Genomic DNA, 24248 nt, shown 5'->3' on the forward strand with positions numbered 1-24248 from the left:
CCGCGCACCGGGCGCAATGGATGTCTCTTTGAGATCACGGCCGGGGCAGCATCGCGGGTTTCCCCGGGTTTTGTTTCTTCGGGTTTTCTCCACCCTTCCGGTTTTTCCGTCTCGCAGCCGCGCCGGCAAGGCAGAGGGTTTCCTGCCCCTTATTTTCCTGACCTTTTTTCCCGTCCCCAAAAGCAAAAACCTCCGCGGCGCGAGCCGAGGAGGTTCTGCAAGATCTGGTTGCGGGGGCAGGATTTGAACCTACGACCTTCGGGTTATGAGCCCGACGAGCTGCCAGACTGCTCCACCCCGCGTCTGGAAGAAATAAGTATAGCGCATTTCCGCAGGGCGTGCATCCCCGCCCGCCCAAGCCGGCGCAGCAGCCCGGCGCGGGCCGGCAGCAGGACCGCCCCTGCGCCGTGGCGGCTGGACAGCGCCAATGGGCCGCTGTCTTCGAGATGCCAGGATTCTCCCGCATGCAGCAAGGCCACGCGCGGACGGGGAACCAGCGCCACGACGCCGTCGGCCAGTGCGGGCAGCGCCAGCTCGAGCGCGCCCTCGGTGCAAACAATGACGGTGCCGGCGTTGCCGTACACCCGGGCGCCCTGCCCGGCCTGCAGGCGCAGGCGCTTGCCGGAAATGGGGTCTTGCATGGGAATTTCCAATGTCGACGCAACAACCCCAGGCTACGCTGCGCCCCGCAGGCACAACAGGCACACGACCCGGCTTTCTGTAGCGCAACAGTTGCTCTCCCGGGCGTCTGTTATGGCCGCTTTTGCCGTAATCTGTGCCTGTACGCCGCCCCTGCACTGAGGCACGATTCCGCCATGGAGCCCCAACCCCTCTACCAGCGCCTGGCCGGCCACTATCGCCGCGCCATCCTCGCCGGCGTGCTGCCTCCGGGCGCACGCATGCCATCGGTACGCGCCCTGATGGCCACGCATCAGGTCAGCCTGTCCACGGCGCTGCAGGCCTGCCGCAGCCTGGAGGAAGAAGGCTTGCTGCAGGCGCGCCCCCGCTCGGGCTATTTCGTGCAGCGGCCGCGGCGCAGCTCCCTGTCTCCCCTGCCCGAGCCCGACGCCGGCGTGCCGCCCGACCCGGCCCAGTACGTCGGCATCCACGATCGCGTGTCGGCGTTCGTGGCGCAGTGCGAGGAGCACCCCGACTGCGTCAACTTCGCCATGGCTGCCCCTCCTGCCGGGTATTTTCCCGTGGCCGACATCCAGCGCGCCATGGCGCGCATGCTGCGGCACCACCCCGAGATGCTGTGCAGCCGCGTGCCGCCGCTGGGCCATCCGGCGCTGCGCACGGTGCTGGCGCGGCGGGCACTGGATATCGGCATCGCGGCACGCCCGGAAGACGTGCTGGTCACCCACGGCTGCATCGAGGCCGTCAATCTGGCGCTGAGGGCGGTGGCCCGCCCCGGCGACACCATTGCCGTGGAATCGCCCACTTATTTCGGACTGCTGCAGATACTCGAGAGCCTGGGCATGCGCGCCCTCGAGATTCCTACCAGCCCGCAGCACGGCCTGTCCGTGGACGCGCTGGACCTGGCGCTGCAGACCTACCCCGACATCCGGGCCGTGGTCACCGTACCCAACCACCACAATCCGCTGGGCTGCGTCATGCCCGATGCGGAGAAGGCCCGGCTCGCGCGGCTGTGCGCGCGCCAGGGCGTGGCATTGATCGAGGACGACACCTACGGCGCCCTGGGCGATGGCGGCGCGCCGCGCGCCGTTAAGGCCTGGGACATGAGCGGCAACGTGATCTATTGCGCTTCGCTGCACAAGACCCTGGCGCCCGGCATGCGGCTGGGCTGGATGCTGGGCGGACGCTGGAGCCGCCGCCTGGAGATGCTGAAGTTCGTGCAGAGCCGGCCAAATGAACCGCTGGCGCAGGCCGCCGCAGCCGATGTGCTCGATGCCCGCGCCTACGACCGGCACCTGGCCCGGCTGCGCCTGCGCCTCAAGGCGCAACGCGAAGACATGGCGGACGCCATCGCGCGCCATTTCCCTGCCGGCACGCGCCTGAACGCGCCGCCAGGCGGCATGCTGCTGTGGGTGGAGCTACCCTCGGGCACTGACGGCCATGATGTGTTCGAGCGCGCCCTGGCCGAGGGCGTACGCGTCGCACCAGGCAGCATCTTCTCGAACTCGGCCCGCTACGACGGCTACCTGCGCGTGAGCTGCGGCGAGGCCTGGAACGACGCCACCGCCGAGGCCGTGCGGCGCCTGGCGCGCGCCGTCATGGCCGCCGCGCCGCCTGCGGCCCGGGCCGCCGCCTGACGCGCCGGGATTGACCACATCCCGCAAGTGCTTGAGCCACAAGGCGATTCGGCAGCTGTTCTACAACTATCCCAAGGCTTGTCCACAGAAGCTGTGAATTACCTGCCCGCCTGCCGCGGCCGATGCGGCCTATTGCTGTTTCAGCGCCGCCACCACGGTATCGCGCACGCTTTCGAAGCCCGCCACATACTGCGGATTTTCCGAGCGCGCGAGCAGGTTGGCATATTGTTGCTCCAGTTGCGCCTCCACGGCCTCGCGCAGCTGCGGCGTGGCTTTGGCCAGATGCAGCATCGACGCCAGCGTGGCATTGAGCGCGTCGATGCGCCCGCCCTGGTGGGAGATCGTGTGCACGATGACGGCTATCTGTTCCTGCATGTCCATGGCTGACCTCGCGATGAATTGGTGCGGGGGCATCCTAGCACGCCGGTCACGGCGCCCGTCTTCCCGCGCGGTTTCGGTAAACTCGGGCTTGTCGATGTCCGGGAACGTATCGTGAAAGCCTTTAGTTTGACACTGCTGCCGCCCGTCCTGCTGCTATGCGCCTGCTCCAGCATGAGCGAGGTCGCGCCGGCGGATGAGGGCCGGTACCGCGTGTCGTACGACGCCGGCATGCGCGCCCAGACCTGGGTCGAGATCAAGAACATCACGCGCGACCGGGCCCGCGCATTCTGCGCCGCCCGCGGCGCACGCATGGTCCAGCCGGAAGTCACGTCCAACCATGCCACCGGGCTCATGCCCAAGAAGGCAACCGTCACGTTTGCCTGCGAGCCCCTGCCCGCCCCTTCCGGACAGCAGCAGCGGCAATAGCAATCAGGCTCGCCCGCGGCCGCGCAGGCGCACGTCGTCCACCAGCGGCACCGCCGCCAGCAGCATCAGCAGCCCGGCCAGCGGCACCGTGGCGACGAAACCGGTATGCGCAAAGCCCAGCGCCCCGGCCACGCCCCCCACGAAGAACAGCGACACCAGCAGCACGAGGATCCTGAGCCGCGCGCGGTTCGCACGCACGAACAGGCGGGGGTCGTCCCGGTCGATGAGGTTCCAGTAGAACAGCTTGCCCAGCTCGATGCCCACGTCGGTCACCATGCCGGTGATGTGGGTGGTGCGTATCTCGGCATTGGAGACCTTGGTGACGATGGCGTTCTGCAGGCCCATGATGAAGCACAGCAGCATCACGGTGGCCGGCACGAACAGCCAGCGCATCTGGCCGAGGTGCCCGCCCAGCAGGCCGAAGCCCATCAGCAGCGCGGCCTCCAGCAGCAACGGCAGCGCGTATTCGCTGCGCAGGTGCGCGCGCCGCGCCATGTTGATGATGATCGCGGCGCAGGCGGATCCCGCAACAAACGATACGAGCGCACCCAGACCCTGCAGGAACAGCGCTGCCGCGCCGAGCGCCAGGTGGTCTGCCATCTCGGACACGATGCCCGACATGTGGGAGGTGTATTGCTGCACCGCCAGGAAGCCCCCGGCATTGGCGGCGCCCGCCACGAACGTCAGGTAGCAGGCCAACTGCCGATTGGCTTCGGGGCAGCGGACGTTGCCGGTGAGACGGCGCAGGTAGGAAACGGGCATGGCGGCTGAGCGGGCGCGAACGGCCCATTCTACGCCCGCTCGCGGCCCGATCGCATCCATCGCCGGCACGCCCCCCCCCCCGGCGGGGCCTCAGGAGTCCCTGAGCGACTCCAGGGCGCGCTGTCCCGCTGCGCGGGCCTCGGCCTCCGTGGCGTAGGCAATGCGCGAGCGGTGCTCGCTCGGCAAGGTGGTCAGCGGCCCTTCCACCGCCGTGATGACCCACTCATACTGGCCGTTGGCATTGCGCTCCACGTTCAGTGCAGCTCTCAACTTGTCCGGCATGTCCATGCCTCCCTTCACTTACCTGCGCATCATTTGCCACGTCGCGAAGAATCGGCCTGCTGTTCCTGCCGGCGCGGGTCTTCGTTCTTGAAGCCGCCGTAGCTGCTCTGGCCGGGATCGTCGCTGCGGCTGCGCAGCGGATCCCCCTGCTTCTTGTCATGCGCGCCGGTATCGGGCCGCGCGAGATGCCGTGGATCGGGTTGCTTGCGGTTTTCGGTCATGGATGCCTCCTGTAAGACGCCACAGCTGGCAGCAAACCCCATGCCCGCACCCCTCTCAGCCCTGCCGGTCCAGGCGCTTGCGGGCCCGCGCCTCCGCGGCCCGGCACGCAGCCTCGATGCCCAGGTGGATGCTCTGGTGATTACGCTCCAGCACGGTCTCCGGCCCCGCGCTACCATCGGCCTGGAGTGGCCGGCACACGATGGTGGCGAGGTAGATGCCGGTGGAACTCTCGGTATCGGCCTCGCGCACGTGCAGCGCGATCTGGCAGTTCCTGTAAGGAAATTCCCAGGTACGTTCCATCATTTCCCCTCGAGTCCGAAGCGCAGATAACGCCCCCATATGAAACAGCATATGTCAAGCTCCCCGGTACAAGGAGCCTGGGCACAAAACCTTTGTTGACATCCACCTGATAAAGGTCCACAGTGGGTGCAGATCTTCAAGTGTTGCGATTCCGTTCGGTTGCGTACCAGCAAAAGTTATACGCCATCATTGCCATGGTCCTACCTTGATCATCTCTGTTCTGGACATGCGTCCACATCTTCATCAAGGAAATATCATGGAAACCGGTATCGTCAAGTGGTTCAACGCCGACAAGGGCTTTGGCTTCATCATGCCCGACAACGGCGGCAAGGATCTGTTCGCCCATTTCTCCGAAATCCAGGGCGACGGCTACAAGTCCCTGCAAGAGAACCAGCGCGTCAGCTACACCGCTGGCCAGGGTGCCAAGGGCCCCCAGGCCACCAAGATCAGCGTGCTGTAACGTCGCTGCCTGCCCTGCGGGGCAGGTTCGATCCCACAAGCCCTCGCCAGAGGGCTTGTTGCTTTTCAGGCCGGTGCCGGCTAGTGATCCGGCCCCACGATGAGGCACACGGCAATGAGGGCCAACCCTAGGCCGGCCCATTGCGGCCGCGACAGACGCTCGCGCAGCCAGAGTACGGCCAGCATTACGGGAACCACGGGATAGAGCGAGGCCAGGACCACCGCCACGGCAAGCGGCATGGTGCGTGTTACCACGAGATACAGGACCAGCGACAGCGACGCCAATATCCCCAGCCCCGCGGCAGGCGGCAGATGCCGACGCGGCGGCCACGTTGCGACGCCCGCGGCGCACGCCCAGCCATCCAACCCCTATCGACGCCAGCCGGTTGACGGCGATGGGCCACATTCCCGCATCGTCGGACGCCTGCGCCAATGCCGCATATTGCAGCGCCACGCCCGACCCGGCATACACCGCACAACGGCCGGCAGGGCCATTGCGGCCGCCGCTTGCCCCCTGGGGCGTGCGCATGATCAGCCAGACTGCGGGCGGCAAAATCCACGAAACCATACAGAATGGCCGAAGCCAATGCGAACAGCGGACCCATGCCACCTCCAGCGCGCCATGCGCAAGAAGCATGCCGCTGCGGCCCGCCGCCTTGTCAAGTTAAGACTAAATTAAACTTTTTATAACAATCATGAAGCAATCCGGGCTCAACATGGCGGGGTCTACGATTCGGTATTCCAACCCCCATGCTCACCGCCCCCGCTTGCGACAATGCCCAGCCGGACCTGGTCCGCATCCTGCAGGAGCATTGGCTGAAGCCCTGGTTCCAGCCGGTTGCCGACCTGTTCCATGGCCAGATATATGGCTATGAAAGCCTGATACGCGGACCGACGGACTGCGCGTTGCACATGCCGTTCGCGCTGTTCCAGGAGGCGCGCCGCTGCAGCATGAGCCAGCAGCTGGAGCTGGCGAGCCTGCGCGCCGGGATGGCAGGATTTCCCGCCCTCGGCGGCGAAGGGAAGCTGTTCCTGAACCTGTCGGGCGGCGTACTGCTGGCCTGCTGGCACAAATGGGCCACCGATCTGCCGGTGCGCCTGCTGGGCGAGGACGGCCCGCCGCTGGAGAACGTCGTGCTGGAGCTCACCGAGCACGATCCGCTGCAAGACGACCTGCCGGAACTGGCGCGGGCGGTGGCCTGCCTGCGCACCCGGGGGGTGCGGATCGCACTGGACGATTACGGGTCGGGCTACAGCAGCCTGAAGGTATGGACGGAGCTGCGCCCGGACATCATCAAGATGGACCGCTATTTCGTGAACGGCATCGGCGCCGACATTACGCGGCAGAAGATGATGCGGGCCATGATCGCCATGGCCAACAGCCTGGATGCCGTCCTGCTGGCCGAAGGCGTGGAAACCGAAGCCGACCTCGCCATGGTGTGCGAGCTCGGCATCCGCTATGCGCAAGGCTGGGTGCTGGGGCGGCCGCAAGCCGAACTCGCCACTGTCTTGCCCGAGAATGCCCTCAAGGCGATCCGGCTGGAGCGGCCGGTTTCGGATTTCTCGGGCGCGGCAGTCAATACGGTGGCTTCGCTGGGGCTGGCAGCCCCGGCGCTGAAACAGGGCGAGCACACGAACGACGATGCCCATGGATTATTCCGCGCCCACCCCGAGCTGCATGCGCTCGCCGTCGTCAATGAGGAGAACCACCCGGTCGGCCTGGTGAACCGCCGCGATTTCCTGGAGCAGTATGCGCGCCCCTACATGCGCGATCTCTACGGACGCCATTCCTGCAGCACCTTCATGAACCCGGCCCCGTTGCTGGTCGACGTGGCGACCACGGTGGACAGGCTCGGGCCGGTGCTCATTTCCGGCGACCAGCGCTACCTGCAGGATGGCTTCATCCTGACCGACGGCGGGCGCTACGCCGGCCTGGGCACGGGCGAATCCCTGGTGCGGGCGGTAACCGAATTGCGCATCGAGGCCGCGCGCTACGCCAATCCCCTGACTGCCCTGCCCGGCAACGTCCCGATCAGCCGGCATATGGACCAGCTGCTGGAAGGGCCTGAGGAATTCACGGTCTGCTACGGCGACCTCGACAACTTCAAGCCCTACAACGACGTCTACGGCTACTGGCGCGGCGACGACATGATTCTGCTGTGCGCGGACGTCCTCAAGCGGCATTGCCAGGCCCAGCGCGACTTCGTGGGACACGTGGGAGGCGACGATTTCGTGTTGCTGCTGCGCAGCGCCGACTGGCGAGCCCGTATCGAGGCAGCCATCCAGGAATTCAACGACCGCGCGCGCGCCATGTACGACGAGGCCGACCGCCTGAAGGGGGGCATCGAGGCCGAGGACCGCTACGGCGTGCCCCGGTTCTTCTCCTTCGTGACGCTCAGCGTGGGCGCCCTGCGCGTGCGGCCGGCGCAATCCCAGCGGATACGCCCGCATGAGATCGCCAGCGCGGCGGCCCGCATCAAGCGCAAGGTCAAGCATGGGTGCTCCCCGCTGATGATAGAAGACTACGCCACGGCTGCAGCCATCTGCTGAGCCCGCGCACGACAATCCGGACTGCCATGAGCGAACGACACGACGACCAATATGCACTGAGCGATCCCCGGGAAATCGCCCATCTGCTGCAGACTGCCCGCGACGGCCGGGTGCTCGTCCTGGTGCGGACGCCGCAGCGCCCCACGACCTGCGTCACCATCATCCTGCACGTCGATGCGGCGCGGGAAGAACTCGTCATCGACGCGGCCCAGGTGCCCAGGCTGAACGAGCTCCTGGCCCAGGAGGAGGCGCTGCTGTTCGATTGCTCGCTGGAGAATGTGCACGTCTCGTTCGAGACCACGCCGCTGCGGCTGGCAACCCATGAGGGCCAGCCGGCCCTCTACGTGCGCCTGCCCGCGGAGGTTTCGCGCCTGCAGCGCCGGGATGCATTTCGTGTCGAGGTACCCGTGCTGGACCCCGCGACCTGCCACGTGCTGCTGTCCGGCCAGAAACGCAGATTCGCGATCCGCGACATCAACGCCAACGGCATCGCCCTGCTGGATCCGGAGAAACTGCTGGAAACCGAGCCGGGCGTGGCCTACCAGGGGTATGTGGACCTGCCCGGCATCGGCTCTTTTCCGCTGGAGCTCGAGGTCGTCCACCACCGCGACGACCTGCTACCCAAGGGCGGGACGGCGCGGCGCGTGGGCTGCAAGTTCGTGCGCATGCCCGGACCTACGCGCATCCGCCTGCAGTCCTATATCAACATGCTGGAGCGCGCCCAGATCGCGCGGCGCCGCGGGCTGTAGGCGGCCGCTTTTACCCGGGGTCAAACCCTCCCGATCTGCCGAAAAACGACACTTTTTATTTCTTGACTCACTTTTTGGAAGATTCGTGATACTGATAGAGGCCTGAGCAATCGCAGTCAATGCCGAGGTCCATCATGCACGGAAAGCTTCCCCAGCCCCTGGCAACTTCGACAACCGGCACCGGCGCCGCGCCTCGCCCGACGCACGACAGCACCGAGCAGCAGCTGCGGGCCTACATGCGCGAACTGCGTACGAGGTCGTATGGCCACGCCCCCGCGGTGCTGGCAGCGCGGCAGGGCCGTTCCTGACCCTCGGTTGCATCAGGCCCGACCCCAGGTCGCCCCGCAGAGGGCGCCGCAGGCATGCGCTTCCGGGCCATGCTTTCATTACTACAGGAGACAAAAATGGCAATCCTCGACAATAGCCAGCCCAGGGCCGCCATCAACATCGAGAGTGGCATGAGCGCAGTCATGCACTCCGACTCCCTCTACGGGTATGACCGGGCAGCCAGCCTGGCCAGTGTCGGCCTGGCAACGGGCGCGCATGATCCCGCAACGGATCCCGAAGTCTCCGGCCTGTTTGCCAGCCTCGACCAGCAGATCATGTCGCTCTCGATCGCCGACGCGAAGCGATTCGAGTTGCTGGCGCTTTCGCGGGAGATGCATCAACAGGTGGGTCAGCCCGGCTTCGCCACGAAGCAGGCGCAATTCATGACCAGCGCCTGCGACCACATCGCGGCGCTGGAACCTGCCCTCTCGCAGATCGCCCGGTTCCTTTCCCGTTAGGAGTGCACGCAAGCCGACGGCCGCTGCGCGACAGGCCGCGGCGGCTCATCGGCACAGAATCCCCACCAAAGAAAAAGCGCGGGTTGCGGAGAGTGTCCGCAACCCGCGCCACGACTTGGTAGCCCCCCTCGGAGTCGAACCGAGCACCAACGGATTATGAGTCCGCTGCTCTAACCAGGCATGAGCTAGAGGGCCGGAAACCTGCTTCGCCCCGGAACCGCACAGGCGGTTCCGCGACAAGCCGATGTCATTGCCCTTCGAGGAAGCTCTTGAGCTTGTCGGCGCGGCTGGGATGACGCAGCTTGCGCAAGGCCTTGGCTTCTATCTGCCGGATGCGCTCGCGCGTGACGTCGAACTGCTTGCCGACCTCTTCCAGCGTCTGGTCCGTGCTCATTTCGATGCCGAAGCGCATGCGCAGGACCTTGGCTTCCCGAGGGGTCAGAGAGTCTAGCACTTCTTTGACCACATCGCGCATGGAACCATGCAAGGCCGCATCGGAAGGCGCCAGCGTGGAGGTGTCCTCGATGAAGTCGCCCAGGTGCGAGTCGTCGTCGTCGCCGATCGGCGTCTCCATGGAGATGGGCTCCTTGGCGATCTTGAGGATCTTGCGGATCTTGTCCTCGGGCATGTCCATCTTCTGCGCCAGGGTCGCGGGATCCGGCTCGGCGCCGGTTTCCTGCAGGATCTGGCGGCTGATCCGGTTCATCTTGTTGATCGTTTCGATCATGTGGACCGGGATGCGGATGGTGCGGGCCTGGTCGGCGATGGAACGCGTGATGGCCTGGCGGATCCACCACGTGGCATACGTGGAGAACTTGTAGCCACGACGATACTCGAACTTGTCCACGGCCTTCATCAGGCCGATGTTGCCTTCCTGGATCAGGTCGAGGAACTGCAGGCCGCGGTTCGTGTACTTCTTGGCGATGGAGATCACCAGGCGCAGGTTGGCCTCGGTCATTTCGCGCTTGGCCTTGCGGGCCTTGGCTTCGCCGGTGGCCATGCGCTTGTTGACGTCCTTCAGGTCCTTCAGGGGCAGCACCACGCGGGTCTGCAGGTCGATGAGCTTCTGCTGCAGTTCCTGCACGGCCGGGATCTGGCGCTCCAGCGTCTCGGAGTACGGATGGCCGGCGGCCACTTCGTCCACGACCCACTGGAGGTTGGTCTCGTTGCCGGGGAAGGACTTGATGAAGTGCAGGCGCGGCATGCCGGCGCGATCCACGCAGGTGTGCAGCACCGCGCGTTCGAGCTGGCGCACTTCCTCGACCTGGTTGCGCAGGGTGTCGGCCAGCTTCTCGACCATCTTGGCCGTGAAGCGGATGCCCATCAGTTCGTTCTGGATGGCTTCCTGGGCGCTGATGTAGGCCTCGGACTTGTAGCCGTTCTTCTCGTACGACTCCCGCATCCTGTCGAACTGGCGCGCGACCTCGTCGAACTTGGCCAGGGCCTTGACGCGCAGATCCTCGAGCTGCTTGCTCGACATGCCGCCGGCCGGACCCTCGTCGTTCTCGTCGTCGTCGTTGCTCACGCCGGCGCCGGCGTATTCGGCGCCATCCTCGGGATCGACCAGGCCGTCGACCACTTCGTCGATCTGCGCCTGTCCCTCACGCACGCGCGCGACGTGCGAGAGGATCTCGTTGATGGTGGTGGGGCATGCCGAGATGGCCATCACCATGTGCTTCAGGCCGTCCTCGATGCGCTTGGCGATCTCGATCTCGCCCTCGCGCGTGAGCAGCTCCACCGAGCCCATCTCGCGCATGTACATGCGCACGGGGTCGGTGGTGCGGCCGAAGTCGGAGTCCACGGTGGTGAGCGCTGCCTCGGCCTCGTCCTCGACGTCGTCGTCGTTGGAGGCGACCGGCGCGTTCTCGCTCATCAGCAGGGTTTCGGCGTCGGGCGCCTGGTCGTAGACCGAGATCCCCATGTCGCTGAAGGTGCTGATGATGCCGTCGATGGCCTCGGCATCGACGAGGTCGTCGGGCAGGTGGTCGTTGATCTCGCCGTAGGTGAGATAGCCGCGATCCTTGCCGAGCTTGATCAGCTGCTTGAGCCGGTTGCGGCGGGCCTCGTATTCCTCGGGCGACACCGGGCCGCGGGCCAGCAGCTCCTTGGGATCACCCTTGCCACGCTTGCCGCCGCGCTTGGCCGGCTTGAAATCGGGCACGACCTCGCCTTCGCCGTCCATGGGATCGTCGAAGCTGTCGTTGTCGTTGTTGGCGTTCTTGGCCGGCCGGCCGGGGCGGCGGCCGGTGGGGCGCGCAGCGCCCACCAGGTCGGCGAGCTTGTCCTCGGCCTTCTTGGCGCGCACGGTCTTCTCGGTCTTGGCGCTTTCGGCCTTGGCGGTGGTCTTCTTGGCCGCCGTCTTGGTTGCCGACTTCGCGACCTTCACCGACGCCTTGGCAGGCGCTTTCTCCGCCGCCATGCTGACGGCGCGCTTGGCCGTCTTGGACTGCGTTTGATCCATATCGATTGCAGAGAGGGGTTTGCCTGTGGATTTGGTCATAGTCGCTTCCGTGGTCGTCGCAACCCGTCTTGGGAGGCGGAGTGCGCCATGCAGGCGTATGGAAACCGGCCCAGCGCCATGCATGGGTAAAACCGGCAGATGTGGCTGAGATCGCGCGTCCGCGTTGGTCGCGGGCTGGCTGCCGCCCCGTCCCGTCTGGCCCGCACCGGGCCCGGGGACATGGGGTCTCGCAATCTCGTCTCGCGGGGCCTTCCGGACATCGGCGAAGCTGTCGTGCCTGCTACAGGCCGGGCAAGCTTGACGGGCATGTCGCCCACAGCCGCTCCACGAAATCCAGCTTCCTGCCTCGATGCCTCGGGCCAGGCCTGCGCGAAAGCGCCCTACCTGCCGTATGGCTATACTGTTTGATACCTACCGCTTACTGTAGATCCATAGCTCCAGATCTGTCACTGATTTAGCCCGCGATCCAGGGCCGGGATTATGTATCCGTTTATTTCCCTGGATGCCGCGGCCTCTGCTCAGGATTCCGTCCGGCTCCTGCCCTCCTGGGCCATGCATCTTGTCGCTCCGTCCGCAGCCATTTCCCACATCGTGCCGCCAGCAGTGGGCGCACGTTCCGGGCATGGGCGAAAACCCTAAATCTTACCTCAATTACCGGAACCCTGTACTCTTTAAGACAGCCATGCGCCGCGCCAGTTCCTGATAGCGGCGCCGCGCTTCGTCGGTGGCCAGGCCCTCGCGCGCCAGCGCCGCCATCTCGCTGCCGGCGGCGTCGTATTCGATGCGGCGCAGGGCGTCGTTCCATTCCTCCTGGGGCGCGGGCAGATCTTCCTGGCTGAGCACGTCGGCGCGCAACCCCTTGAGCACCACCGCAAGGTCGGAATCCGGCTCGGCTGCCTCCAGCAGCGCCCCAACATGGCGCGCGCCGCTGGACTGCGCCAGCACGATCAGATCCCGCACCAGGCCGAGATTCGGGTCGCGGTCGATGACCTCGAGCTGTTCGTCGCCCATGGTGTCGACCAGTTCCGGATGCGCCAGCAGGAGGGACAGAAGCCGCTTGGCAAGCGAAGGCATGACGCGGCGGCCGACATGGCCGGCATCTTCGCGGCGCCGGCCGTCGTCGCGCCCCCGCCCCTTCCAGTCGGAGCGTCCGCCCCCGCGGCGCCATTGCGGCTCGCCCTGCCTGCCGCGCCCCGGCCGGAACGCCTGCCCCTCGCCCGCGGGCTCGTCTCCGGCATGAAAGCCGCCACCCGGCTCATAGGCGTCGTAGGGCTCCAGCGGCTCGCCGTCGAACACGGCCTCGTGCTGCCAGACCGGCGGATCCTGGGCCGCCGGCGCAGCACCTGCCGGCGTGGCGACGCCGCCCCCAGGCGGCTGGGGGGCCCTGGCCTGGTCGCGGACCAATACCTGGGCCATCTCTTCGGGCGTCAGCATGATCTGGCGGGCCAGCTCGCGCTCGATCTGCAGCCGCAGGGCGCATTCCGGCATGGCCGCCAGCAGCGGCCTGGCCTCGTGCAGACAGGCGGCGCGACCCTCGGCCTCGCCCAGGTTGTGCCGCGCCGCCAGTTCGTCGAGCAGGAAGCGCGAAAGGGCCGGCGCCTCCCCCAGGCGGGCGCGGAATGCCTCGGCACCGAGCTCGCGCACGTAGGAGTCGGGATCGTGATCTTCGGGCAGGAACAGGAAGCGGATGCTGATGTCGTCGCGCAGCACCGGCAGGCAGGCCTGCAGCGCGCGCCAGGCAGCGCGCCGCCCGGCGCCATCGCCATCGAAGCTGAACACCACCTTGTCGCTGGCGCGCAACAGCTTTTTCACATGCTCGGGCGTGGTGGAAGTGCCGAGCGTGGCCACGGCGTTGGCGATGCCCTGCTGGGCCAGGCCCACCACGTCCATATAGCCTTCCACCACGATCACCATGCCCTCCTGGCGGATCGCCTGGCGGGCCTCCCACATGCCATAGAGCTCCTGGCCCTTGGAAAATATGGGGGTCTCGGGGGAATTCAGGTATTTGGGCTCGCCCTTGCCTATGACACGCCCGCCGAATCCCACCAGCGAGCCGCGCGCGTTGCGGATCGGGAACATGATCCGCTCGCGAAAGCGGTCGTAGCGCCGGCCATCCTCGGATTCGATGACCAGCCCGGCCTCCACCAGCACCGGATCGTCGTATTTGGGAAAAACCTGCGACAAGCCGTGGCGGTCCGTGCCGGACCAGCCCAGGCCGAAATGCGCCGCGATCGCACCCGTCAGGCCGCGCTGCTTGAGATAGGCGATGGCCTGCGGCGATCCGCGCAGCAGGCGCAGGTAGTGCGCCTGCGCAGCGTCGAGCACCTGGGTGTGGCGCGACACCTCCGCCTTGCGCTTGGCCGACTCGGCCTGCTGCCTGGGACTGCGGGGCTCTTCGGGAACCGTCATGCCCACCGAGGCCGCCAGGCTGCGGACCGCCTCGGGAAAGCTCGTGCCGGTATGCTCCATCAGGAAGGTGATGGCGCTGCCATGCGCACCGCAACCGAAGCAGTGATAGAACTGCTTGGTGGGGCTGACGGTGAAGGAGGGACTTTTCTCGTTGTGGAAGGGGCAAAGGCCAAGCAGATTGGCCCCACCCTTGCGCAGCTGCACATATCGCCCGACTACGTCGACGACGTCGACCCGGGCGAGCAGATCCTGGATGAATGATTCAGGGATCAATCGATTCGAGAACCCGCGATCGGCAGATCGCTGCGATCAGTACAGGCGGGGCGGCAGCTGCTGGCTACGAATCCGCTTGTAGTGGCGCTTCACCGCGGCGGCGTGCTTGCGCTTGCGCTCGGCCGTGGGCTTCTCGTAGAACTCGCGCGAACGCAGTTCGGTGAGCAAGCCGGTTTTTTCGATGGTGCGCTTGAAGCGACGCAGCGCGGCTTCAAACGGTTCGTTTTCCTTCAGTCGAACGATAGGCATATGGTGTCGGGCCCACTTGTAACAGATATACGGAATTGGCAAAAGCAAAGACCCCACAAAGGGTCAGTGATAACCAGCGATTCTAGCACGGATACGCGGAAAAATACCAGGCATGCAACGATTCAGGCCGAGCCCTTGCGTATCCACGCCTCAAGTTGGTGGGGATGCAGCGTATCGTAGTCTTCGAACGGCTGGTGTATCCACGGGTTGGTGGGCAGCTTCTCGACGTAGTAGTCGGGTATGGCCTGGGAATGGCCCTTCCACCACAGCACCGCGCTGCGCAGCTCGGTGATCTCGGGGAACTGCGTCTTGAGGTGTTCGCGCACGCGGTTGAAGGTCAGGCCGGTGTCGACCATGTCGTCCACCAGCAGCACCTTGCCCCGGGGCGCGCCGCGCGTGATGGTGATGAATCGGGCGATGTCCAGGTCGCCCTGCTTGGTGCCCGCCGCCTCGCGGTAGCTGCTGGTGGCCAGGATGCCCAGCGGCACGTCGAAGATGCGCGACAGCACGTCGCCCACCCGGACGCCGCCGCGCGCCAGGCACAGGATCACGTCGAACTTCCAGTCGGACTGGTACACCTGCAGCGCCAGGCGCTCGATCAGGCGGTGGTATTCGTCCCAGTTGACCCAGAGATGGCTGTCGTCGCTGGCGGGGCTCATGTGATTCTCCTCGGGATGCGAAAGGCCGCCCGCGGATCACCGCGGGCGGCCTGGTAGATCATAACCCGGCGGCCGCCGCTGGCGGGCCGCCGGCGGGCGGCCTCAGCCCTTCAGCGGGTGGCGCAGCACGATGGTTTCGTTGCGGTCGGGGCCGGTGGACACGAGGTCGATGGGCACGCCGCAGACTTCGGCCACGCGCTCGAGGTAGCGGCGGGCATTGGCGGGAAGCTTGGCGTATTCGGTGATGCCGACGGTGGATTCGCTCCAGCCGGGCAGCTCCTCGAATACCGGCTGCGCCTGCGCCACGGCGTGGGCGCCGTAGGGCAGCACGTCGCGGAAGTCTTCGCCCACGCGGTAGCCCACGCCGAGGCGGATGGTTTCGAGGCCGTCGAGCACGTCGAGCTTGGTGATGCACAGGCCGGAGATGCCGTTCAGGCGGACCGAACGCTTGAGCGCCGCGCCGTCGAACCAGCCGCAGCGGCGGGGACGGCCGGTGACCGAACCGAATTCCTTGCCGATGGTGGCCAGGCGGGTGCCGATCTCGTCGACCAGTTCGGTGGGGAACGGGCCGGATCCCACGCGCGTGGTGTAGGCCTTGGTGATGCCCAGCACGTAATGCAGCGACTGCGGACCCACGCCGGCGCCGGCCGAGGCGGCGCCCGCCAGGCAATTGCTGCTGGTGACGAACGGGTAGGTGCCGTGGTCCACGTCGAGCAGCGCGCCCTGCGCGCCTTCGAACAGCAGGCTCTTGCCTTCCTGCTGGAGCGCATACAGGTTGCTGGACACGTCCTTGACCATGGGCGCGATGGCCGGCGCCAGCGCCATGGCCTGGTCGCGCACTTCGTTGGCGGACACGGCTTCGGCGCCCAGGTACTGGGTGAGCACGAAGTTGTGGTAGTCGAGCACCTCGGCGAGCTTCTCGTCGAAGAGCTGGGGATTGAAGAGATCCTGGACGCGGATGGCGCGGCGCGCCACCTTGTCTTCGTAGGCCGGGCCGATGCCGCGTCCGGTGGTGCCGATCTTGGCCTCACCCTTGCGGTTCTCGCGCGCCTTGTCCACGGCCACGTGGTACGGCAGGATCAGGGGGCAGACTTCGGAGACCTGCAGGCGCGAACGCACGTCCAGGCCGGCCGCCTCGAGTTCCTCGATTTCCTTGAGCAGCGCCTCGGGCGACAGCACGACGCCGTTGCCGATGTAGCACGTGACGCCCGGATGCATGATGCCCGACGGGATCAGCCGCAGGATGGTTTTCTTGCCGTTGATCCACAGGGTGTGGCCGGCATTGTGGCCACCCTGGAAGCGCACGACGCCCTGTACGGACTCAGCCAGCCAATCGACGATCTTGCCTTTGCCCTCGTCACCCCACTGGGTGCCGATCACGACTACGTTCTTGCTCATTTTCGAATCAAATCTCGAGTTTCTCGGGAAATCCGGAAATCTCCCCGCGGCCCGTCCGTTGCCGGACGGGAGTTAGTCAGATTGGTGTTACTACCCAGGCGCCATCCCGCAGCGCCAGTTCGCGGTCGAACACGAACTCGTCCTGGTCGTGCTCGTGGCCCGGCAGGACCTGCACGACGATCTCGCCCGAGCGGCGCAGCTTGCGCACGGCCTCGGCGAGCGAGGCATCCTGCCCCCAGGGCGCGCGCACGGCGCCCGCGCGCCCGGCCGGCGACAGGCCGGCGGCCAGCTTGCGCAGGTCCAGGCTGAAGCCGGTGGCGGGCCTGGCGCGGCCGAAGGCCCGGCTCACGTCGTCGTACCGGCCGCCGCGCACCAGCGCGTCGTGCCAGCCTTCGGCGTACACCGAAAACGTGACACCCGAATGGTAACCATAGCCGCCCACGTCGGCGAGGTCCACACTGAGCGGCACCTGGGGCAGCGCGTCGACGAGGATCTGCAGCGCGTCGAGCGCCGCGCCCACGCCGGCATGGGCAGACAGCTGCTGGCGGGCCTGGGCGATGATTTCCGGGCCGCCGTAGAGGTCGGGCAAGGCGCGCAGCGCCTGCAGGGTGTCGGCCCGCACGTCTGCGCCCAGCGCGCCCAGGCCGGGGACGTCTTTTTCGCGCAGCAGCATGATGATGTTCTCGGCCTGCGCCGCCGCAGCGGGGTCGGACTCGAGGATGGCCCGCAACACCCCGGGATGGCAGAGGTCGAGCCGGGGTTCGCGCACGCCGGCGATATCGAGGGTTTCGAGCACCAGCTGGACGATCTCGAGGTCGGCCTCGAAGCCGGCGTGCCCGTATATCTCGGCGCCGATCTGCAGCAGCTCGCGGCTGGACAGCAGGTCGGCCGGCCGGGCATGCAGCACATGGCCGCAGTAGCACAGCCGCGTGACGCCGGCGCGATTGAGCAGGTGGGCGTCGATGCGCGTGACCTGCGCCGTCATGTCGGCACGCACGCCCAGCGTGCGGCCGGACAATTGGTCGATCAGCTTGCAGGTGCGCAGGTTCAGGTCGGAGCCGGTGCCGGAGAGCAGCGAGTCGATGTACTCCACCAGCGGCGGCGCGACCAGCTCGAAGCCGTAGGTGCGATACAGGTCGAGCAGCTTGCGGCGCAATTCCTCGATGCGCCGAGCCTCGGCCGGCAGGACGTCGGCAAAGCCTTCGGGCAGCAACCAGTTACCCATGAAATCCACCAGAATAACGCCCGGCACTGGCCGGGCGTTGCCCAAACGAAAAGCGGCCGAGGGGCGTAAGCCCGCTCAGCCGCATGCGGAATGTTTTGTAGCTTACGCGGTATTGTACATGGATCCGGGCGGGGGAGCCTAGGCTGCCCCGCCCGGCCGCCCGGGACGCCGCGTCAGCGTTCGGCGCTGGGCGCCGGGGCGGGCACGCCGCCGCGGGGGTCCTTGAAGTAGTCGAAGAACTCGGAGCTGGGATCCACCACCAGCACGTCGCCAGGCTTGGAGAAGGCGTGGCGGTAGGCCTCCAGGCTCTTGTAGTACTGGTAGAACTCCGGATTCCGGCCGAATGCCTCGGCGTAGATCCGGCTGGCTTCGGCATCGCCCTCGCCCATGGTGGCCTGTGCCTTGGCGTAGGCCTGGGCCACGATCACCTCGCGCTGGCGATCGGCTTCGGCGCGGATCCGCTCGCTTTCGGCCGCGCCGAGCGAACGCAGTTCATTGGCCACCCGGGTGCGCTCGGCCTCCATGCGGCGATACACCGATTCGGAGATCTCGGGCGCAAACTCGATGCGGCGCAGCCGCACGTCGACCACCTGCACGCCCAGGGGCTCGGCGCGCCGCTGCACGTTGGAGAGGATCTCGGTCATGATCTTGTCGCGCTCGAGCGAGACCACGTCCTTGACGGTGCGCACGTTGACCGAGGCGTTGAGGGCGTCGCGGATCTGGGCCTGCAGGCGCTCCTGGGCGGCACGCTCGTTGCCGCCGAAGGTGATGTAGTAGAGCCGCGGATCGGCGATGCGCCACTTGACGTAGGAATCGATCAGCAGGTTCTTCTTCTCGGACGTCTGGATGCGCTCGGCATCGGTGGACTCGATGGTGAGGATGCGCTTGTCGAGCGTGACGATGTTCTGGAACGGCGGCGGAGCCTTGAAGTACAACCCGGGTTCGCTGATGACCTTGCGCACTTCGCCCAGCGAGAACACCAGGGCGTAGTCGCGCTCGCGCACCACGAACACGCAGGAAGACAGAGCGGCCAGGACGATGAGCAGGCCGACCAGGATGGGCATGAGACGTTGCATGATGTGAATTCCTCCGGTTAGCGCGACGAGCGATCGCGGGTCAGCGTGCTGTCGCTGCCGTTCGCGGCGTTCGAGCCCGACGGACGGGCCGGAGGTTGGGGAATGGACGGCTGGCTGGCGCCGGGCAGGCCCAGGCTGCTGCCCGGCTGGGCGGGCCTGGAGGCTTCCCTGGCCGTCTGCTGCATGATCTTGTCGAGCGGCAGGTAGAGCATGTTGTTGTTGCTCTTGGAGTCGACCATGACCTTGCTGGCGTTGGTGAAGATCTCCTGCATGGTTTCGAGGTACATGCGCTCGCGCATGATCTGCGGCGCCTTCTCGTATTCGGCCAGGATGGAGCTGAAGCGCGCGGCGTTACCCTGGGCGTCGCCCACCACCTTGGCCTTGTAGCCTTCGGCCTGCTCGACCATGCGCGACGCCTGGCCGGCTGCCAGCGGCACGACCTGGTTGGCGTAGGCCTCGCCCTCGTTGATCTGGCGCTCGCGGTCCTGGCCGGCCTTGACGGCGTCGTCGAAGGCGGCCTGCACCTGCTCGGGCGGCTGCACGTTCTGGATGGCCACGGTGCTGAGCTGGATGCCCGCCGAATAGCGGTCGAGGATCTGCTGCATGAGCGCCTGCACCTCGGCTGCGACCTCGGTGCGGCCCTCGTAGAGCACGAAGTCCATGGGCTTCCTGCCCACGATCTCGCGCATGGCGGTTTCGGCGGCCTGGCGCACGGCGTCGTCCGGGTCGCGCATCTTGAAGAGGTAGTCGGGCGCGCCGTCGGGGCCCAGGCGATACTGCACCACGAACTGCATGTCGACGATGTTCTCGTCGGTGGTCAGCATCAGCGCCTCGGGCAGCACCTTGTTGCGCGCGTTGCCCCGGAAGCCCACTTCGAAGGTGCGCAGCTGCGAGATGTTGACCATCTCGTGGCTCTGGATGGGATACGGCATGCGCCACTGGAAGCCGGCCGGCGCAGTGGCCTTGTATTTGCCGAACTGGGTGACCACCGCCACCTGGCCTTCCTGGACGATGAAGAAGCCGCTGGCCAGCCACAGCGCCACGGCCACGCCCACGATGAGGCCCAGGCCGATGCGCGCCCCGCGAGGCGACGGCGGAGTGAGGCCGCCGCGGCCGGGACGATTGCCGCCGCCCCCGCCCTTGCGGCCGAACAGCGAGCCTATGCGGTTGTTGAAATCGCGCCAGACCTCGTCGAGATCGGGCGGGCCACCGTCGTTCTTGGGACGTCGTGGCGGTTCGGAACCGTTGCTGTTGCCGCGGCCCCAGCCTGGGTCATTCAGATTGAAGAGTTTGGTGATTCGAGGCATTGTTTCCCACAACCCGACCGATCTCTGCAATTGCCCCGCGCAACGCATCCAGACCGGCGCGCTCGGCAGCGCTGACAAATATTCGCGCAATCGTACCATGTGCATCACGGTCGACCCGGGGGGCAAGACCGGCGCGATCGATCTTGTTGTAAACCAGGATAGTGGGGATGCCGGCAGCACCGATCTCGGCCAGCACCTTGTCGACCTCGGCCACCTGCTCGTCGCGCTGCGGACTGGCGGCATCCACCACGTGCAACAGCAGATCGGCATGCACCGTTTCCTCGAGCGTGGCGCGGAAGGCCGCGATGAGGTTGGGCGGCAGGTCGCGGATGAAGCCCACCGTATCCGACAGCACCACCGAGCCCGCCCCTTCGATCCAGATCCGGCGCGTGGTGGTATCCAGGGTGGCGAACAGCTGGTCGGCAGCGTAGGCGCCCGCGCGAGTCAGCGCATTGAACAGCGTGGACTTGCCGGCGTTGGTATAGCCCACCAGCGAAACTGACAGCGCGCCGCCACGGGCGCGCGCCCTGCGCTGCGTGACCCGCTGGCGCTCGACGCGGTCGAGCCGTTCTCGCAGGATCTTGACCTTGGCGCCGATCATGCGACGGTCCATCTCGAGCTGGGATTCGCCCGGGCCGCGCATGCCGATGCCGCCGCGCTGGCGCTCGAGGTGGGTCCAGAGCCGCGTGAGCCGCGTGGCCAGGTGCTGCAGCTGGGCGAGCTCGACCTGCAGCTTGCCCTCATGGCTCTTGGCCCGCAGGGCGAAGATGTCCAGGATCAGGGCCACGCGATCAACGACGCGCAGGTTGAACTCGCGCTCGAGATTGCGCTGCTGCGCCGGCGAAAGAGGCTGGTCGAACAGCACGATGTCGGCCAGCTGGGCGCCTGCCATGGCCACGCCCTCCTCGACCTTGCCCGAGCCGATGTAGAACTTGGCGTCGGGACGGTCGCGCCGCACTTCCAGCGTGCCCACGATCTCCGCGCCGGCGCCGCGCGCCAGCATGGCGAATTCCTCCGCATGGGCGGCGTGGTCGGGGTTGCCGGAGTCGACGCTGATGATCAGTGCGCGCATGAGTGCACCATTATGGAACCGAGGCTTTTCAATCTGGAGGGTGCCCTGAGGTGAAAATGCCCGCCGGCGCAACGCGCTCGGCGGGCAATAAAGGTACTACGACCGGAGCCTGGTGCTTACTCAGCGGGGACTTCCACCTGGAAATTGACGGCCCGGGCCGGGACGACGGTGGAAATGGCATGCTTGTACACCATCTGGGTGACGGTGTTGCGCAGCAGGACTACATACTGGTCGAACGATTCGATTTGCCCTTGGAGTTTGATGCCGTTCACGAGATAGATGGACACGGGCACATGTTCTTTGCGCAGCGTGTTCAGGAACGGATCTTGCAGAGTTTGCCCTTTATTGCTCATAGGCCAGGCTCCTTTTCTTCTGGTAAATGGTGGCAGACGCCGGAATCAGTACTCTACCGGGTTTTCCCGGCCCGTGCCACTTGGGGCACGGAGCAATATGACACCAGAGTTTTCAATAAGATCCCGGGAAATCTCAGTTTTTCGATAATTCCTGCAAGGCCTGCACCAGCATGTCGCATTGCGTGTCGGTGCCGACGGTTATGCGCAGGAATTGGTCGATGCGCGGCTGGCGGAAATGGCGCACGATGATGCCGCGCTCGCGCAGCCCCGCCGCCAGTCCGGCGGCGTCATGCGCGGGGTGGCGGGCGAAGACGAAATTGGCCGACGACGGCAGCACCTCGAAGCCCAGCGCCTGCAGCGAACGGGACAGCCGTTCGCGGCTGGCCACCACGGCGCCGCGGGTCTGCTCGAAATACGCCGTGTCGCGCATCGCCGCCGCCGCTCCGGCCTCGGCCACGCGGTCGACGGGGTAGGAGTTGAAGCTGTTCTTCACGCGCTGCAGGCCGTCCACCAGCTCGGGCCCGCCTATGGCATAGCCCACCCGCAGCCCGGCGAGCGAGCGCGACTTCGACAGGGTGTGCACCACCAGCAGGTTGCCGTGCTCGGCCACCAGCGGCACGGCCGACTCGGCCCCGAAATCCACGTAGGCCTCGTCGACCACCACCACGGCATCCGGGTTCGCGGCCGCGATGCGGGCCACGTCGCCGCGCGCCAGGGCCCGGCCGGTTGGCGCATTGGGATTGGGGAAGATGATGCCGCCGGCCGGACCGGCCGCGCCGGGCAGGTAGTCGGCCGGATCGATGCGGAAGTCGGCGGTGAGCGGTATGGCCTGGTACGGCACGCCGTACAGGCCGCAGTACACCGGGTAGAAGCTGTAGGTGATGTCGGGAAAGCGCAGCGGCCGCTCTTTCTGGAAGAACGCGTGGAAAACGTGCGCCAGCACCTCGTCGGAGCCATTGCCCACGAACACCTGCCCGGGCGCCACGCCGTAGGTGTCGGCCACGGCTTCGCGCAGCCGGTCGGACGACGGATCGGGATACAGGCGCAGCGCCTCGTCGCAGGCCGAACGCATGGCCTCGAGCGCGCGGGGCGATGGGCCGTACGGATTCTCGTTGGTGTTGAGCTTGACGAGGTTCTGCAGCTTGGGCTGCTCGCCCGGCACATAGGGGCTCAGCGCCCCGACGACGGGGCTCCAGTAGCGGCTCATGGTCAGCTTTCCTGCGTGTACGGATTGCGCGAGGACTTGAATTCGATGCGCAGCGGCGTGCCGGCAAGGTCGAAGGCATTGCGGAAACGCGTCTCGAGGTAGCGCCGATAGGAATCGGGCACCGCATCCAGTGCGTTGCCGTGGATGATCACCAGAGGTGGATTCTGCCCGCCCTGGTGCGCGTAGCGCATCTTGGGCCGGAAGATGCCCTTGCGCGGCGGCGGCTGCTGCTCGACGGCGACGTGCAGTTCGCGCGTCAGGCGCGGCGTGGAGAGCTTGGCGAAGGCCGCTGCATGGGCCGCGTTGACGGACTTGAGCAGCGGCTTGATGCCCTGGCCCTTCAGGGCCGAAATGGTATGCATGCGCGCAAACGACAGGAAGCGCAGCTTGCGCTGGAATTCGCGCTCGATGCGCTCGCGCTGCTCGCTGTCCAGGCCGTCCCATTTGTTGATGGCGACCACGACCGCACGGCCCGTCTCGAGCACGAAGCCGGCAATGTGCGCATCCTGCTCGGAGATCTCGGCCTGGGCGTCGAGCATCAGCAGCACCACGTTGCTGGCCTCGATGGCCTGCAGGGTCTTGATGACCGAGAATTTCTCGACCGCCTCGAACACCTTGCCGCGCTTGCGCAGCCCGGCGGTGTCGATGAGCGTGTACTTGCGGCCGTCGCGTTCGAACTCGATCTCGATGGCGTCGCGCGTGGTGCCGGGCAGGTCGAAGGCAATGACGCGCTCCTCGCCCAGCAGCGTATTGATCAGGGTGGACTTGCCCACGTTCGGCCGGCCCACGATGGCCAGCTTGATGCGATGGTCGGGCGCTTCGCCCTCGCTGGCCTCGGCCAGTTCCTCGACGGGAGGCACCAGGCCGCTGAGCGCGGTCTCGATCAGGTCCACGATGCCGTCGCCGTGGGCGGCCGAGATCGGCTGGGGCTGGCCCAGGCCGAGCTCGTGGAACTCGCCGGTGGCGCTGCCCGTGCCCATGCCTTCGGCCTTGTTGACCGCCAGCACCACGCGCTGCTGCCCGGACTTGCGCAGCAGCCGCGCGATCTCGTGGTCGTGCGCATTGACGCCGGCGCGCGCATCGACGAGGAACACCACCACGTCGGCCTCGGCGATGGCCTGGCGCGTCTGCCGGGCCATTTCCATGAGGATGCCGCTCTTGGCCACGGGCTCGAAACCGCCGGTGTCGACCACGATGAAGGGCGTATCCCCCACCCTGCCCTCGCCGTAGTGCCGGTCGCGCGTGAGGCCGGAATAGTCGGCCACCAGCGCGGCGCGCGAGCGCGTCAGGCGGTTGAAGAGGGTCGACTTGCCCACATTGGGGCGGCCGACCAGGGCTACGACAGGCTTGAAGGACACGGTGTGAGGTTC

Annotated in this window: 24 protein-coding genes, 2 tRNA genes and 1 pseudogene; 7 read left to right on the forward strand and 20 right to left on the reverse strand. The window is 66.6% G+C overall.

The genetic code is table 11. The features are described from left to right. Positions 1-225: 225 nt before the first annotated feature. Positions 226-302: transfer RNA gene (locus tag ACYBYQ_RS12860), tRNA-Met, on the reverse strand. 513 nt (positions 303-815) lie between these two features. Between ACYBYQ_RS12860 and ACYBYQ_RS12865 the strand changes: the two genes are divergently transcribed. Next, positions 816-2273, forward strand: coding sequence for an aminotransferase-like domain-containing protein (locus ACYBYQ_RS12865; RefSeq protein WP_459614573.1), 1458 nt, complete (start codon positions 816-818; stop codon positions 2271-2273). 129 nt (positions 2274-2402) lie between these two features. Here ACYBYQ_RS12865 and ACYBYQ_RS12870 read toward each other — a convergent pair whose 3' ends face one another. Next, entirely contained in the window at positions 2403-2654 is a 252-nt protein-coding gene (locus ACYBYQ_RS12870; protein ID WP_459614574.1) for a hypothetical protein, read from the reverse strand. A gap of 171 nt (positions 2655-2825) precedes the next feature. Here ACYBYQ_RS12870 and ACYBYQ_RS12875 point away from each other — a divergent pair, with 171 nt between their 5' ends. Further along, entirely contained in the window at positions 2826-3080 is a 255-nt protein-coding gene (locus ACYBYQ_RS12875; protein WP_459618783.1) for a hypothetical protein, read from the forward strand. A gap of 21 nt (positions 3081-3101) precedes the next feature. Here the strand turns inward: ACYBYQ_RS12875 and ACYBYQ_RS12880 are convergent. The 4 genes and pseudogenes from ACYBYQ_RS12880 to ACYBYQ_RS12895 all read right to left on the reverse strand — a co-directional run. Continuing rightward, positions 3102-3842 (reverse strand): annotated as a pseudogene (locus ACYBYQ_RS12880) (YoaK family protein); the annotation flags it as partial. 90 nt (positions 3843-3932) lie between these two features. Further along, entirely contained in the window at positions 3933-4124 is a 192-nt protein-coding gene (locus ACYBYQ_RS12885) for a hypothetical protein (RefSeq protein WP_459614575.1), read from the reverse strand. A 29-nt stretch (positions 4125-4153) separates the two neighbouring features. Beyond that, complete coding sequence (locus tag ACYBYQ_RS12890; protein WP_459614576.1) at positions 4154-4345, reverse strand: hypothetical protein; 192 nt, start codon at positions 4343-4345, stop codon at positions 4154-4156. A gap of 55 nt (positions 4346-4400) precedes the next feature. Beyond that, positions 4401-4649: a hypothetical protein gene (locus tag ACYBYQ_RS12895; RefSeq protein WP_459614577.1), complete on the reverse strand. Its 249-nt coding sequence runs from the start codon at positions 4647-4649 to the stop codon at positions 4401-4403. 253 nt (positions 4650-4902) lie between these two features. On the opposite strand from ACYBYQ_RS12895, the gene ACYBYQ_RS12900 reads away from it, so the two are divergent. Further along, the gene (locus ACYBYQ_RS12900) at positions 4903-5106 is read left to right on the forward strand and encodes a cold-shock protein (protein ID WP_459614578.1); all 204 of its coding nucleotides are present in this window, start codon (positions 4903-4905) and stop codon (positions 5104-5106) included. An 80-nt stretch (positions 5107-5186) separates the two neighbouring features. On the opposite strand, the gene ACYBYQ_RS12905 is transcribed toward ACYBYQ_RS12900, so the two are convergent. Next, a complete protein-coding gene (locus ACYBYQ_RS12905) occupies positions 5187-5471 on the reverse strand; it encodes an EamA family transporter (RefSeq protein WP_459614579.1) in 285 nt (94 codons plus the stop codon). Positions 5472-5855: 384 nt separating this feature from the next. On the opposite strand from ACYBYQ_RS12905, the gene ACYBYQ_RS12910 reads away from it, so the two are divergent. The 4 genes from ACYBYQ_RS12910 (at position 5856) to ACYBYQ_RS12925 (ending at position 9189) form a co-directional block, all read left to right on the forward strand. Then, positions 5856-7655, forward strand: a complete 1800-nt coding sequence (locus ACYBYQ_RS12910) for an EAL domain-containing protein (RefSeq protein ID WP_459614580.1) — start codon at positions 5856-5858, stop codon at positions 7653-7655. A 26-nt stretch (positions 7656-7681) separates the two neighbouring features. After that, entirely contained in the window at positions 7682-8404 is a 723-nt protein-coding gene (locus ACYBYQ_RS12915; RefSeq protein WP_459614581.1) for a flagellar brake protein, read from the forward strand. A gap of 134 nt (positions 8405-8538) precedes the next feature. Continuing rightward, positions 8539-8712, forward strand: coding sequence for a hypothetical protein (locus ACYBYQ_RS12920; protein ID WP_459614582.1), 174 nt, complete (start codon positions 8539-8541; stop codon positions 8710-8712). A gap of 96 nt (positions 8713-8808) precedes the next feature. Then, complete coding sequence (locus ACYBYQ_RS12925) at positions 8809-9189, forward strand: hypothetical protein (protein ID WP_459614583.1); 381 nt, start codon at positions 8809-8811, stop codon at positions 9187-9189. A 116-nt stretch (positions 9190-9305) separates the two neighbouring features. On the opposite strand, the gene ACYBYQ_RS12930 is transcribed toward ACYBYQ_RS12925, so the two are convergent. The 13 genes from ACYBYQ_RS12930 to der all read right to left on the reverse strand — a co-directional run bounded on the left by ACYBYQ_RS12930 (position 9306) and on the right by der (position 24236). Next, positions 9306-9384 (reverse strand) — tRNA-Ile (locus ACYBYQ_RS12930). 52 nt (positions 9385-9436) lie between these two features. Continuing rightward, on the reverse strand, positions 9437-11689 hold the full coding sequence (gene rpoD / locus ACYBYQ_RS12935; protein ID WP_459614584.1) for an RNA polymerase sigma factor RpoD: 2253 nt from the start codon (positions 11687-11689) through the stop codon (positions 9437-9439). Between the two features lie 612 nt (positions 11690-12301). Beyond that, positions 12302-14332 (reverse strand): DNA primase, encoded by a 2031-nt coding sequence (gene dnaG, locus ACYBYQ_RS12940; RefSeq protein ID WP_459614585.1) that lies wholly within the window; start codon positions 14330-14332, stop codon positions 12302-12304. Between the two features lie 36 nt (positions 14333-14368). Beyond that, positions 14369-14581 (reverse strand): 30S ribosomal protein S21, encoded by a 213-nt coding sequence (gene rpsU / locus ACYBYQ_RS12945; RefSeq protein ID WP_006218592.1) that lies wholly within the window; start codon positions 14579-14581, stop codon positions 14369-14371. Positions 14582-14703: 122 nt separating this feature from the next. Beyond that, entirely contained in the window at positions 14704-15240 is a 537-nt protein-coding gene (locus ACYBYQ_RS12950; protein ID WP_459614586.1) for a phosphoribosyltransferase, read from the reverse strand. A 102-nt stretch (positions 15241-15342) separates the two neighbouring features. Next, positions 15343-16638 (reverse strand): adenylosuccinate synthase, encoded by a 1296-nt coding sequence (locus ACYBYQ_RS12955; RefSeq protein WP_459614587.1) that lies wholly within the window; start codon positions 16636-16638, stop codon positions 15343-15345. 76 nt (positions 16639-16714) lie between these two features. After that, positions 16715-17863 (reverse strand): ATP phosphoribosyltransferase regulatory subunit, encoded by a 1149-nt coding sequence (locus ACYBYQ_RS12960; protein WP_459614588.1) that lies wholly within the window; start codon positions 17861-17863, stop codon positions 16715-16717. A gap of 173 nt (positions 17864-18036) precedes the next feature. Further along, positions 18037-18939, reverse strand: a complete 903-nt coding sequence (hflC, locus tag ACYBYQ_RS12965; protein WP_459614589.1) for a protease modulator HflC — start codon at positions 18937-18939, stop codon at positions 18037-18039. 17 nt (positions 18940-18956) lie between these two features. After that, positions 18957-20246, reverse strand: a complete 1290-nt coding sequence (gene hflK / locus ACYBYQ_RS12970; protein WP_459614590.1) for an FtsH protease activity modulator HflK — start codon at positions 20244-20246, stop codon at positions 18957-18959. Further along, entirely contained in the window at positions 20212-21318 is a 1107-nt protein-coding gene (gene hflX / locus ACYBYQ_RS12975; RefSeq protein WP_459614591.1) for a GTPase HflX, read from the reverse strand. Before hflX ends, hflK begins: the two co-directional genes overlap by 35 nt. Positions 21319-21434: 116 nt before the next feature. After that, positions 21435-21671, reverse strand: coding sequence for an RNA chaperone Hfq (hfq, locus tag ACYBYQ_RS12980; protein ID WP_003810707.1), 237 nt, complete (start codon positions 21669-21671; stop codon positions 21435-21437). A gap of 133 nt (positions 21672-21804) precedes the next feature. After that, positions 21805-22878 carry a histidinol-phosphate transaminase gene (gene hisC, locus ACYBYQ_RS12985; RefSeq protein WP_459614592.1) on the reverse strand — a complete coding sequence of 358 codons (1074 nt, stop codon included), beginning with the start codon at positions 22876-22878 and terminating at the stop codon, positions 21805-21807. Between the two features lie 2 nt (positions 22879-22880). Further along, positions 22881-24236, reverse strand: coding sequence for a ribosome biogenesis GTPase Der (der, locus tag ACYBYQ_RS12990; RefSeq protein ID WP_459614593.1), 1356 nt, complete (start codon positions 24234-24236; stop codon positions 22881-22883). Positions 24237-24248 lie beyond the last annotated feature (12 nt).

Source organism: Bordetella sp. 2513F2 (assembly GCF_054642735.1).